13 protein-coding genes are annotated in these 12,392 nt (G+C 47.4%); 6 read left to right on the top strand and 7 right to left on the bottom strand.

Going from position 1 to position 12,392, the window contains the following annotated elements; translation table 11 throughout:
* Positions 1-394: 394 nt before the first annotated feature.
* Complete coding sequence (gene ydgH, locus ACKPVM_RS09330; RefSeq protein WP_409308763.1) at positions 395-1,345, top strand: DUF1471 family protein YdgH; 951 nt, start codon at positions 395-397, stop codon at positions 1,343-1,345.
* A gap of 96 nt (positions 1,346-1,441) precedes the next feature.
* On the opposite strand, the gene kdsA is transcribed toward ydgH, so the two are convergent.
* The 6 genes from kdsA to hemA form a co-directional block, all read right to left on the bottom strand.
* Complete coding sequence (gene kdsA / locus ACKPVM_RS09325) at positions 1,442-2,296, bottom strand: 3-deoxy-8-phosphooctulonate synthase (protein ID WP_409308762.1); 855 nt, start codon at positions 2,294-2,296, stop codon at positions 1,442-1,444.
* Between the two features lie 130 nt (positions 2,297-2,426).
* Positions 2,427-3,236 carry an invasion regulator SirB1 gene (sirB1, locus tag ACKPVM_RS09320; RefSeq protein ID WP_409308761.1) on the bottom strand — a complete coding sequence of 270 codons (810 nt, stop codon included), beginning with the start codon at positions 3,234-3,236 and terminating at the stop codon, positions 2,427-2,429.
* Positions 3,237-3,238: 2 nt separating this feature from the next.
* Positions 3,239-3,628, bottom strand: coding sequence for a SirB2 family protein (locus ACKPVM_RS09315; protein WP_409308839.1), 390 nt, complete (start codon positions 3,626-3,628; stop codon positions 3,239-3,241).
* A 29-nt stretch (positions 3,629-3,657) separates the two neighbouring features.
* Entirely contained in the window at positions 3,658-4,491 is an 834-nt protein-coding gene (gene prmC / locus ACKPVM_RS09310) for a peptide chain release factor N(5)-glutamine methyltransferase (RefSeq protein ID WP_409308760.1), read from the bottom strand.
* Positions 4,491-5,573 (bottom strand): peptide chain release factor 1, encoded by a 1,083-nt coding sequence (prfA, locus tag ACKPVM_RS09305; protein ID WP_409308759.1) that lies wholly within the window; start codon positions 5,571-5,573, stop codon positions 4,491-4,493. Before prfA ends, prmC begins: the two co-directional genes overlap by 1 nt.
* 34 nt (positions 5,574-5,607) lie before the next feature.
* Entirely contained in the window at positions 5,608-6,864 is a 1,257-nt protein-coding gene (gene hemA, locus ACKPVM_RS09300; RefSeq protein ID WP_409308758.1) for a glutamyl-tRNA reductase, read from the bottom strand.
* Positions 6,865-7,130: 266 nt separating this feature from the next.
* Here hemA and lolB point away from each other — a divergent pair, with 266 nt between their 5' ends.
* From lolB to prs, 3 genes are all read left to right on the top strand, one after another.
* Positions 7,131-7,754 (top strand): lipoprotein insertase outer membrane protein LolB, encoded by a 624-nt coding sequence (gene lolB, locus ACKPVM_RS09295; protein WP_409308757.1) that lies wholly within the window; start codon positions 7,131-7,133, stop codon positions 7,752-7,754.
* Between the two features lie 3 nt (positions 7,755-7,757).
* Entirely contained in the window at positions 7,758-8,615 is an 858-nt protein-coding gene (gene ispE, locus ACKPVM_RS09290; protein ID WP_409308756.1) for a 4-(cytidine 5'-diphospho)-2-C-methyl-D-erythritol kinase, read from the top strand.
* Between the two features lie 137 nt (positions 8,616-8,752).
* Complete coding sequence (gene prs / locus ACKPVM_RS09285) at positions 8,753-9,700, top strand: ribose-phosphate diphosphokinase (RefSeq protein WP_264088679.1); 948 nt, start codon at positions 8,753-8,755, stop codon at positions 9,698-9,700.
* Between the two features lie 175 nt (positions 9,701-9,875).
* Here the strand turns inward: prs and ychH are convergent, their stop codons facing one another.
* A complete protein-coding gene (gene ychH, locus ACKPVM_RS09280) occupies positions 9,876-10,145 on the bottom strand; it encodes a stress-induced protein YchH (RefSeq protein WP_409308755.1) in 270 nt (89 codons plus the stop codon).
* A 397-nt stretch (positions 10,146-10,542) separates the two neighbouring features.
* Here ychH and pth point away from each other — a divergent pair, with 397 nt between their 5' ends.
* Positions 10,543-11,130 carry an aminoacyl-tRNA hydrolase gene (gene pth, locus ACKPVM_RS09275; RefSeq protein ID WP_409308754.1) on the top strand — a complete coding sequence of 196 codons (588 nt, stop codon included), beginning with the start codon at positions 10,543-10,545 and terminating at the stop codon, positions 11,128-11,130.
* A gap of 130 nt (positions 11,131-11,260) precedes the next feature.
* Positions 11,261-12,352, top strand: a complete 1,092-nt coding sequence (gene ychF / locus ACKPVM_RS09270; RefSeq protein ID WP_409308753.1) for a redox-regulated ATPase YchF — start codon at positions 11,261-11,263, stop codon at positions 12,350-12,352.
* Positions 12,353-12,392: the final 40 nt, after the last annotated feature.

Below are 12,392 nucleotides of genomic sequence, written 5' to 3'. Positions count from 1 at the left end.
CTGAAAATGTGATCGATGATCCATACATAAAACGAATTTCACACAAAAGCCGAGTTATCACGGGGATAGCCTACTTTTTTTGGTCATAAATCACGCTTATCTTTATCTTTTGTAGCATTATTATTGAAGTATTGTTCAGGGGCATTTCACAAAAATGATGTGTTACTGGCTTGTTAATACAGAGAGCCTGATAAATATCCCTTATGATGGTAAAACAATCATTAACGGTTATTATTAGAGTTTTTCTCTATTTCATCGGTAAAGAAATAACGCTGGGTGTTGCTCAAAATGCTAAAGCACCCATGATTATTCCATGCGATAATCACGGGCTATTCTGTTATATCTTGCTTGCCAGGCCGTTATAAACCAAAAGCATCAGGCGAAAGGATTTTTTATGAAGCTGAAAACCACCGTTATCGCATCCACGTTACTTTCATTAGCTGCATTTTCAGCATACGCAGCACAGGAACTCACGCCGGAGCAGGCTGAATCATTACAGCCATTTGAGCGGATCTCTTTTATTGGGCGTTTCAATGCGATAAATGAAGCTGTAGCGGCAGCATCAAAGCGCGCGGATAAATTAGGCGCAGACTCGTTTTATGTTCAGGCGATGACCGACGTAAACTCTCGTGGTAATTGGAATGTCACCGTTGACCTCTACCACAAAGACGCGCCGAAGGTAAGCCAGTCCGTTGAATTACGTACCTTTTATGGCGTAAAAGAGTTACCGAAAGACATGGCCTATAGCCTGGAACCGTTTGATACCGTGACCGTAAGCGGTTTTTTCCGTAGCCAACCGGATCTTAATGATGCCATTGCAAAAGCGGCAAAAGATAAAGACGCCGACTCGTTCTATATCGTACGACAAGTCGATGTTAACTCCAGTGGTGCAAATCAGAAGGTGACCGCCTACATTTATAAAGCGGATGCACCCAAACGTCAGGTTCAGAGCACCGATTTAATCCCGGCAGATTCCGATGCGGGTCGTGCTGCGTTGGCAGCAGGTGGCGCAGAGGCAGCAAAAGTAGAAATTCCTGGCGTGGCAAACTCAGGAAGCCCGAGCCGTAATATTGGTAATTTCTTCGAAACACAGTCATCTAAGGGTGGTCGTTACACCGTAACGCTGTCTGACGGTACAAAAATTGAAGAACTTAACAACGCAACCGCCGCACAGATGGTGCCGTTCGACTCCATCAACTTCCGCGGTAACTTCACTAACATGCCAGCGGTTTCTGAAGCCGTTGCCAAACGCGCCGCTCAAAAAGGGGCAAAATACTACCACATTACTAAACAGTGGCAGAATAAAGGCAGCAACATGACAATCAGTGCCGATTTGTATAAATAATCGCATGGTTTTGCCGGGTCTTAACAACGGCATACCAGCATAAAAAAACCCGCAAAAATGCGGGTTTTTTTATGCAACAGATAAAGCGACGAAGGCTTAATGACTGGTATCCAACTCGGGGAAACTTTTCACCAGTTCATCAATCGCTTTAATCTGCTTCAGGAACGGTTCCAACTTATCTAGTGGCAACGCCGAAGGACCATCACATTTTGCGTTGGCTGGATCTGGATGCGCTTCAATAAACAGCCCAGCTAAACCGATTGCCATACCCGCTCGCGCCAATTCAGTGACCTGTGCACGACGGCCACCGGAGGCAGCACCAAACGGGTCACGGCATTGCAATGCGTGAGTCACATCAAAAATAACCGGTGCACCATGAGATGCTTGTTTCATCACATTGAAACCGAGCATGTCTACCACAAGGTTATCATAGCCAAAGTTACTGCCACGATCGCACAAAATAACCTGATCATTGCCGCCTTCAATAAATTTATCGACGATATTGCCCATTTGACCTGGGCTGACAAATTGGGGTTTTTTCACATTAATCACTGCCCCTGTTTTTGCCATAGCTTCAACTAAATCCGTCTGACGAGCCAAAAATGCTGGCAACTGAATCACATCGACGACATCTGCAACCGGCTGTGCCTGGTGAGACTCATGAACATCCGTGATGATTTTTACACCAAACGTTTGTTTTAGTTCCTGGAAGATTTTCATCCCCTCTTCCAAACCAGGACCGCGGTAAGAGTGAATAGAGGAACGGTTAGCCTTGTCGAACGACGCTTTGAACACGTATGGAATACCAAGTTTCTGCGTCACGGTAACGTAGTGCTCACAGATACGCATCGCTAAATCACGTGATTCAAGAACATTCATGCCACCAAACAGGACAAAAGGCATATCATTGGCAACCGGAATATCGCCTACCTTGACCACTTTGTTCTTCATACTTTTACCTTAATGTCGGATAACTCGAAATTAGATCAGTGTAAAATGCTCTTGCACTCATAATGTGGATGCCACTGACATCCATGTGAGTCAAGGCTAATGAATGTAAAACCAGTTAATGTAAAACAGATTAATGTAAAACAATGTGTTTTTGCTCAATGGAATGGATCTGAACTTTAATCATTTCACTTACCGGATCTTCTGGACACTGCTCGACAAAATAATTTAGATCGGACAACGCGATATGATCGCAATCCAGTTGGGCATAAATCAAACCACGATCGCGGATTTCATAGGGATCGTCTGGATCAAACTGCAACACCGCTTCGCTAGCTCTCAGCGCCAACTCCATTTGCTTTTCTTCCATCAATGCCACTTTCAAGGTATCAAGCATTTTTCGGACGATAAGCACATTTTCGGCTTCATCCAAGTCTTCGTCCATCAACTGTGATGACAGGCCAATGTTACCTTTAAGCCACACATCCAAAACATGTTCGCTTAACGTATCACCATTGAGAGGGTTGATGAGCCACATTTCTTCATCCAACCAGTCAGCCCGAAGAATCAACTGTGTCGGAAAAATCACGGGCATTAACGGCAAACCAAGTTCATTGGCAATATGCAGGAAAATCACCCCCAGAGAAACCGGCATTCCCTGACGTGATTCAAGTACTTTATCCAGCCAAAGCACATCTGAAAGTCGATATACCCCACTCGCCCCGCCAAACCCCCAGGTATGAAAAAAAAGCTCAATCAACTTCTCAAGTTGCAGGTCCTGTTCAATATCGTCAGAAATGACCGAACGAGCTTCATCAACCAGTTGTTGCAGATTTTGTCGCACATCCTGAGCGGGGAAGTCACGGCGAATGGCCTGTGAAACTAAAACGACACCTTCACTTAATAGTGAACGGTTGAATTCAAAATCAGCAATAGAACTCATAGTTATCCCATCAGCAACGGTAACTTAGTAAGCGAAATCTGGGTAACCAGGTAGAAGCATACCAAGGCGAAAATAAACGCCAGCCAGCGAATATTCCAGCTACGCGGACGTTTCCCCAAGGCTATCGCGCCAAGGAAGATATAAATAATAACGCCAAATAGTTTTTCAGTCAGCCAGCTTTGTTCTGCCGTAAAAGGATAAACGTGGTTAATAAAAACCAAACCAGCACCACTGATCAGCAGCAAGGTGTCATTAATATGTGGGATAATCTTCACCCAACGCTGTTGCAGCATTGCAGACTGGCGGCATAACCAGAAAAAACGCAAAACAAATAAAAAAAGGCTGGCACCAACAGTAATCATGTGCAAATAAGCAAAACCAAGAAAAAGCATCACGCGAACTTACCCCTTAGTGATCATATTTATTTTTTCCATTGTCCAAACGAGACTCGTTCATTACCGCCATAATCCTGACAGGTTTCGACGAGTACAAACCCGTGCTGCTGCAATAGCTGACGAACGTTTTTCCCCTGCTGCCAGCCATGTTCCAACAACAGCCAACCACCTGGTTGCAAATAATCGCTGGCATTTTCAATAATAAAACGCAGATCGGCGAGCCCTTTTTCATCAGCAACCAATGCACTAGCTGGCTCAAAACGTACGTCGCCTTGCGCAAGATGACTATCGGCTGCATCAATATAAGGAGGGTTACTGACAATCATGGAGAAACCGGTTGACGTTAGCGACGAAAACCAATTCCCTTGAAGGAAATGGACATTATTTATGCCCAACCGAGCCGCATTATGCCGGGCCAGCGCCACAGCTTCTTGTTGAATATCAACCCCTGTAATCTGACAATCCGGACGCTCGCTGGCGATAGATAGCGCGATTGCTCCTGTTCCCGTCCCCAAATCCAATACGCGGTTAGCACCGTGCGGCAACCGCTGTAATGCCTGTTCAACCAAGCATTCGGTATCAGGTCGGGGAATTAACGTTGCTGGCGACACGGCAAGCGACAGTGACCAAAACTCACGCTCTCCCGTTAAATACGCAACGGGTTCACCGTTTACTCGCCGGGCTAACAATGCCTCCAAATCATGCAGTTGAGTCTCCGTCAGACGAGTTTCACCAAACGCCAACAGGAACGTGCGCGATTTGCCGGTAATAAACCCTAGCAATATTTCAGCGTCTCGCTTTGGACTTTCGCCACCCGCAAGCCGGTTTATTGCCAACGTTAACCAGGTTTGATAATCCATTATTCTTGGTCAGACAATGCGGCGAGCTGGTCGGCCTGATATTCTTGCACGATCGGCTGAATCAGCATATCCAGCTTTCCTTCCATCGCTTCATCCAGACGGTAAAGTGTTAGATTAATACGATGGTCGGTCACCCTTCCCTGAGGAAAATTATAGGTTCGGATGCGATCTGAACGATCGCCACTCCCCAGCAGATTACGACGTGTCGACGCCTCTTCCAACTGACGTTTTTGCATCTCGGCGGCACGGATCCGCGCCCCCAACACAGAGAGCGCCTTAGCTTTATTTTTATGCTGTGACCGTTCATCCTGGCATTCAACCACAATGCCTGTCGGCAAGTGAGTAATTCGGATTGCGGAGTCAGTGGTGTTAACGTGCTGACCACCGGCACCAGAAGAACGGAAGGTATCGATACGTAAATCAGACGGACTGATTTCCGGCAGTTCGGCTTCAGGAACCTCAGGCATCACGGCAACGGTACAGGCAGACGTATGAATACGACCTTGAGATTCGGTAGCCGGGACACGCTGGACACGATGACCGCCAGACTCAAACTTAAACTGACCGTAAACGCCCTCACCGGAGACTTTCGCAATAATTTCTTTGTAACCGCCATGTTCACCATCACTGGCACTCATGACCTCCACGCGCCAGCGGCGAGCTTCGGCATAGCGGCTGTACATACGGAAAAGATCACCAGCAAAAATAGCTGCTTCATCGCCTCCCGTTCCTGCACGTACTTCCAGAAAACAGCCCCGTTCATCATCAGGATCTTTCGGCAACAAAAGCACCTGAAGCTGTTGTTCCAGCTCGTCATTAGCCACTTTCGCCTGCTTTAGCTCATCTTGCGCCATTTCGCGCATTTCCACGTCATCCAGCATCAATTCTGCCGTTTGAATGTCCTCCTGCACCTGCTGCCATTGCTGGAAACAGCGAGTAATATCAGTGAGCTGTGCATATTCACGCGATAGCGCACGAAAACGCTCCATATCAGCAATAACGCTGGGCTCACCAAGTAACGCCTGGACTTCTTCATGGCGTTCTTGTAACGCTTCCAGTTTGGCAACAATAGAAGGCTTCATTCGGGCGGTTAAATCCTGTTAAGAGAGATGAATGCTAGTCCAGCCCAAGGCTGTCACGTAAAATTTGTAAACGTTGCAGATCGCCATCACGGGCGGCCTGCTGAAGGGATTTGGTAGGAGCATGGATCAAACGATTGGTTAACCGGTGCGTCAATTCCTGGATCACGGTTTCAACATCATGTCCTTGCTGAATAGCGGCCAATGCTTTCGCCGTCATTTCCGCACGTAACTCATCAGCCTGAGCCCGATAATCTCGAATTGTCTCGACCGCAGATTGCGATCGCATCCAGGCCATAAAATCGGCGCTTTCCTGCTGGACGATGGATTCAGCCTGCACAGCAGCGGCTTTACGTTGTGCAAGATTATGCTGAATAATCGCGTGTAAATCATCGACGCTGTAAAGATAGACGTTGGGTAACTTACCTACTTCAGGTTCAATATCACGAGGAACTGCAATATCGACCATCAACATCGGCTGATTACGTCTGGCCTTCAGCGTCCTTTCCATCATTCCTTTCCCGATAATTGGCAACGTACTGGCCGTCGAACTAATGACAATATCCGCATGGACTAGCTGTTCGTCAAGTTCCGCGAGTGTAATCACCTCCGCACCAACTTCATTTGCCAGCGCCAGCGCGCGCTCACGAGTACGATTGGCAATGACCATACGTTGAACCCGATGTTCACGTAAATGGCGGGCAACCAATTCAATCGTTTCTCCAGCACCGACCAGTAACACATTGACATCAGCCAACGATTCAAAAATCTGCCTTGCCAGCGTACAGGCAGCAAACGCTACCGACACCGCACTGGCACCAATATCGGTTTCCGTTCTAACGCGCTTGGCTACGGTAAAAGATTTCTGAAACAGACGTTCCAGTTCGCCGGAAAGCGACTGTCCACGCTGCGATTCGGCAAAGGCTTTCTTGACCTGTCCCAAAATTTGAGGTTCGCCCAGCACCAGGGAGTCAAGCCCGCTGGCAACCCGCATCAGGTGACTGACTGCCGCATTATCCTGATGCCAATAAAGGCTATTGCGCACATCGTCCGGATCTAAATGATGATATTGGCACAACCAATTAACGAGCTGCTCAAGTTGGTTTTCCTGCTCTTCGACGCTCAGATACAGTTCGGTACGGTTGCAAGTCGACAGCAACACACCGCCCTGTACCAGCGGTTGCTGTAACAAGCTGTCGAGAGCCTGCCCCAGCGTATCTGGAGAGAAAACAACGCGTTCCCGCAAAGAAACAGGAGCAGTTTTATGGTTAATACCAAGCGCGAGCAGGGTCATTGAGCAATTCTTGAGTAATACCGATGTTAGTATGGGTTTCGTCTGAGTGGCATTCTACTTGATGCGGGGAAGCAAGAAAAGCGACGGCACGCGATCCCCCCCATATGAGGTATATCCGTCATGCAACTCGAATTATTTTGGGCGTATATACTCTATAACCAGAAATAACCGACACCACAGGGAAGAACAAACATTGACGCTAAGCAATAAGCTCGTTAGCGTGGCATCCCCTGTAGCATTTAATTTGACTGATAGGATCACGCGACATGCCCATAAATACCGTCCGTTGCCTGCGGTTACTGCCGTTAGCCAGCCTGTTACTCACCGCTTGTAGCCTCAACCAGCCGACTGGTTCGGGAAAAAGCCCTACCACCGCAGAGTGGCAGCAGCATCAGAAATCGGTTCAGCAACTCACGCAATATCAAACCCGCGGTTCTTTTGCCTATATCTCCGAAAAGAAAAGAGTATCAGCCAATTTTTTCTGGCAGGATACGCCGCCACAACGTTACCGCTTGCTGCTCACCAACCCGCTGGGCAGTACAGAGCTTGACCTTCGCACCCAGCCTGATGGGGTACAGATCACGGATAATCAGGGCAAGCGTTATACCGGTAATGACGCCGAGTCCATGATTCAGCAATTGACGGGGATGGCTATCCCGCTAAACAATTTACGTCAGTGGATCCTTGGCCTGCCAGGCGATGCCAGCAACTTTACGTTAGACGAGCGATCTCTTCTAAAAACCATCACTTATCATCAGGGTCATCAAAGCTGGACGGTGGATTACCAAAGTTACAACAATGATATTAATCCGCCATTGCCTGTAAGTCTGGAACTGACTCAAGGAGAGCAACGCATCAAGTTGAAAATGAATAATTGGATCGTTAAGTAAATCATGCAATCCCATTACATTGAAAAATGGCCCTCACCCGCCAAGCTCAATCTTTTCCTCTACATCACGGGTCAAAGAGCGGATGGATATCATCTGCTACAAACACTGTTCCAATTTCTTGACTACGGTGACACATTAACCATTACGCCGCGTCAAGATGACCATATCAATCTGCTTACACCGCTGGTGGGCGTCGAAAACGAAGATAATCTGATCGTTCGTGCAGCTCGCCTATTACAAAATCACGTTGTCTCCCCTCATCTTGGTGCAGATATCCATATCGATAAACGCTTGCCGATGGGAGGAGGACTTGGCGGGGGATCGTCTAACGCCGCCACTGTATTGGTCGCGCTGAATCACGTGTGGAAGTGTGGATTGGACACCGATACGTTAGCAGCGCTAGGGTTACAATTGGGTGCTGATGTTCCGGTATTCATCCGAGGCCATGCCGCGTTCGCAGAGGGTATCGGCGAAAAACTGACCCCTGCGTCACCACCGGAAAAATGGTATCTGGTCGCGCATCCTGGAATCAGCATTGCCACCCCTCTGATTTTTCGCGATCCGTTGCTAAAACGGGACTCTCCAGTGCGATCGTTAGAGACGCTATTAAACCAGACCTTTGTCAATGATTGTGAAGCTATCGCAAGAAAACGTTTTCGTGAGGTTGAACAGCTACTTTCATGGCTGTTAGAATACGCTCCGGCGCGCCTGACAGGAACAGGAGCTTGTGTGTTTGCTGAATTCGACACCGAGTCCGAAGCCCGCCAGGTGCTTGACCAGGCCCCGGAATGGTTAAACGGTTTTGTTGCGCGAGGCGTAAATGTCTCTCCGTTGCAACGTACACTTTCCGGGCAATTTTAGGTTTTGATAACACTCGCTGTTGCGTTTTATCAAACCTGATTCATACACCCGTATGCATATTGTGCCTGTGATTACGCTCTGCTCCCAAATGCAAGCAGGTGCAATATTTCTCTGGACGCAAGCCTGAGGTTCTTCTCGTGCCTGATATGAAGCTTTTTGCTGGTAACGCCATCCCGGAACTAGCACAACGTATTGCCAACCGTTTGTACACTAGCCTTGGCGACGCCGCCGTCGGTCGTTTTAGTGATGGCGAAGTCAGCGTGCAAATTAATGAAAATGTACGCGGTGGTGATATTTTCATCATCCAGTCCACCTGCGCACCAACCAATGACAATCTGATGGAACTTGTTGTTATGGTTGATGCACTGCGTCGTGCCTCCGCGGGGCGCATCACTGCTGTTATTCCTTATTTTGGTTATGCTCGCCAGGATCGTCGGGTTCGTTCTGCTCGTGTACCTATCACGGCCAAAGTGGTTGCCGATTTCCTGTCCAGCGTAGGCGTTGACCGTGTGCTAACGGTAGATCTGCACGCAGAACAGATTCAAGGCTTCTTTGACGTTCCAGTCGATAACGTTTTCGGTAGTCCAATCCTGCTGGAAGACATGCTGCAACAAAATCTGGAGAATCCGATTGTGGTTTCCCCTGATATTGGCGGCGTCGTTCGTGCCCGGGCTATCGCCAAGCTGCTAAACGATACCGATATGGCTATCATCGATAAACGTCGTCCACGCGCTAATGTGTCTCAGGTAATGCATATCATCGGTGATGTTGCCGGTCGTGACTGCATTCTGGTTGACGATATGATCGATACTGGCGGCACGTTATGTAAAGCGGCTGAAGCGTTAAAAGAACGGGGAGCTAAACGCGTATTCGCCTATGCGACTCACCCCATCTTCTCTGGCAACGCCTATGACAATATTAAGAATTCCGTCATTGATGAAGTGATTGTCTGCGATACCATTCCATTAACGGATCACATTAAATCACTGCCGAATGTCCGTACACTAACGCTCTCAGGTATGCTGGCCGAAGCGATTCGCCGTATCAGCAACGAAGAATCCATTTCTGCCATGTTTGAGCATTAATCGTCTTTGCCCTTACCGGTCTTTGACGATAAAAAAGTCACCAGTAAAACTGGTGACTTTTTTGTATGAAAAATTAGGTTTCACTTTAGCCAAATTAAAAACAATGCATTTTAACTGAAAAACCCGCTACGGCAGATTTACCATAACGGGTTTAATATTCCGCTCAAAACATCATTTAGGAATGACGCTGGCGGCGGCAACGTTTATCAAAATGCTTAACCCACCAATAACGATCTGCGACCTCTTCACGACCACTAATTCTGGCACCCACCAGCCAGAAAATAGCACCCGCGAAAATACCTACCAGGTCGATATAAGTCATATAATTAGGTATATTCAACTCAGGGAATTGACTGACAATTGAATAACCAATTCCGCCAATCATCAAGACCATGCCTAACCCCATCAGGACATTCCCTAATAGCGTTGCGCTTTTACGTTTCATCTGTCACCTCCAGATAAACTCGGTGGATGAATGAAATTGCTGCCCAGTCAGTTTTACCTTGATGTAATTATAGACAATGAAGTGGTCGGATGATTGCGGTAAAGATCACAGATATAGGGTGAAATTCATATTTTTTTACTTTTAAACAAATAAATAGACAATATTTTAAATAGTTCCATTCTGGTATTAATTCACAGCATTGTACTGGAGGTTTGGCGTTCACCCTGCCCTGTGTGTAAACTAACGGCCTTCATTATTTACATGGCGCACGCTGTTCCTCCCTATTAGATTCTAGTCACAGGACAACTGAACCGTTTTAAACGCATCGTCCTCCCCTGGGGGAAAAGATGAGTTGGTGAGTTGAATACGGGTATGTCGTGCAATTTGGAATATTACCGTGAGTAGCATTAAATTAATCGTTGGTTTGGCAAATCCTGGCGCTGAATATGCGGCAACCCGCCATAACGCGGGAGCATGGTATGTTGACCGCCTGGCTGAAATCTATCGTCAGCCCTTGAAAGAAGAAAGCAAGTTTTTCGGTTATACCTCCCGCTTAACGCTGGCTGGGCATGACATTCGCCTGTTAGTTCCTACCACTTTCATGAACCTCAGTGGTAAGTCTGTTTCCGCTATAGCGACATTTTATCGCATTCAACCCGATGAAATCTTGGTCGCCCATGATGAATTAGACTTATTGCCAGGCGTCGCCAAGCTTAAGCTCGGGGGCGGACACGGCGGTCATAACGGGTTGAAAGACATCATCAGTAAATTGGGTAACAACCCGAACTTTCATCGTTTACGCATTGGCATTGGTCACCCGGGTGATAAAAATAAGGTTACTGGCTTTGTGCTAGGTAAGCCGCCGATGAGTGAGCAAACATTGATCGACGATGCAATTGATGAAGCCATACGCTGCACAGAAATTTTGTTGAAGGAAGATATGGTGAAAGCAATGAACCGTTTACATGCGTTTAAAGCAGCATAATTCGCCTACCGATGCGAATGGCCGTTCGAGATAAATCGTCATTCTGTGTATAATCGGCCGAAATGTTTTCATTCTGACAGGCAATATCACACAATTGTCTGATTAATAAGTTATTTAAGGTGATAGAAATATGGGATTCAAATGCGGTATCGTCGGACTGCCGAACGTCGGTAAATCCACTCTGTTCAATGCGTTGACCAAAGCCGGTATCGAAGCGGCCAATTTCCCATTTTGTACCATTGAGCCAAATACCGGTGTGGTGCCAATGCCCGACGCTCGTTTGGATAAACTGGCTGAAATCGTCAAACCGCAGCGTATTCTCCCTACCACCATGGAATTTGTTGATATTGCGGGTCTGGTTAAAGGCGCTTCCAAAGGCGAAGGCCTGGGCAACCAATTTCTGACTAACATCCGTGAAACCGAGGCTATCGGCCACGTTGTACGCTGCTTTGAAAACGACAACATCATTCATGTGAATAACAAAGTTGACCCTGCCGATGACATCGACGTGATCAATACTGAATTGGCGTTGTCCGACTTAGATACGTGTGAACGCGCCATGCATCGAGTGCAAAAGAAAGCCAAAGGCGGTGATAAAGATGCTAAGGCTGAACTGGCTGCGCTGGAGAAATGTTTACCTCATCTGGAAAATGCAGGAATGTTACGCTCGCTTGACCTAACGGATGAAGATAAAGCGGCCATCCGTTATCTGAGCTTCCTGACGTTGAAACCCACCATGTACATCGCTAACGTCAACGAAGACGGTTTCGAAAATAACCCGTACCTCGATAAAGTACGCGAAATCGCTGCCGCTGAAGGTTCTGTTGTCGTTGCCGTCTGCGCGGCCGTTGAATCAGATATTGCGGAACTGGACGATGCCGACCGCGAAGAATTTATGGCTGAGTTAGGTCTGGAAGAACCTGGCCTGAACCGCGTTATCCGCGCAGGCTATGAACTGCTGAACCTGCAAACCTACTTCACCGCTGGCGTGAAAGAAGTTCGTGCCTGGACCATCTCTGTCGGCGCTACCGCCCCGCAGGCGGCTGGTAAAATTCACACCGACTTCGAGAAAGGCTTCATCCGCGCCCAGACTATTTCCTATGAAGACTTTATCACCTACAAAGGTGAGCAAGGTGCGAAGGAAGCAGGGAAAATGCGTTCAGAAGGTAAGGAGTATATCGTCAAGGATGGTGATGTGATGAACTTCTTATTTAACGTCTAATTTAATTCTGTTGTCTCATGTGATCTCACAGCATCGCATG

The organism is Pectobacterium hainanensis (assembly GCF_046237015.1).
Lineage (GTDB): Bacteria > Pseudomonadota > Gammaproteobacteria > Enterobacterales > Enterobacteriaceae > JBJYIN01.
Note: the sequence above shows the minus strand (reverse complement) of the source record. Positions and strands in the feature narration are given on the sequence as shown.

Coding starts and splice junctions, on each gene's coding strand:
- ydgH (WP_409308763.1), top strand. CDS start 395: ATGAAGCTGAAAACCACCGTTATCGCATCCACGTTACTTTCATTAGCT.
- kdsA (WP_409308762.1), bottom strand. CDS start 2,296: ATGAAGAACAAAGTGGTCAAGGTAGGCGATATTCCGGTTGCCAATGAT.
- sirB1 (WP_409308761.1), bottom strand. CDS start 3,236: ATGAGTTCTATTGCTGATTTTGAATTCAACCGTTCACTATTAAGTGAA.
- ACKPVM_RS09315 (WP_409308839.1), bottom strand. CDS start 3,628: ATGCTTTTTCTTGGTTTTGCTTATTTGCACATGATTACTGTTGGTGCC.
- prmC (WP_409308760.1), bottom strand. CDS start 4,491: ATGGATTATCAAACCTGGTTAACGTTGGCAATAAACCGGCTTGCGGGT.
- prfA (WP_409308759.1), bottom strand. CDS start 5,573: ATGAAGCCTTCTATTGTTGCCAAACTGGAAGCGTTACAAGAACGCCAT.
- hemA (WP_409308758.1), bottom strand. CDS start 6,864: ATGACCCTGCTCGCGCTTGGTATTAACCATAAAACTGCTCCTGTTTCT.
- lolB (WP_409308757.1), top strand. CDS start 7,131: ATGCCCATAAATACCGTCCGTTGCCTGCGGTTACTGCCGTTAGCCAGC.
- ispE (WP_409308756.1), top strand. CDS start 7,758: ATGCAATCCCATTACATTGAAAAATGGCCCTCACCCGCCAAGCTCAAT.
- ychH (WP_409308755.1), bottom strand. CDS start 10,145: ATGAAACGTAAAAGCGCAACGCTATTAGGGAATGTCCTGATGGGGTTA.
- ychF (WP_409308753.1), top strand. CDS start 11,261: ATGGGATTCAAATGCGGTATCGTCGGACTGCCGAACGTCGGTAAATCC.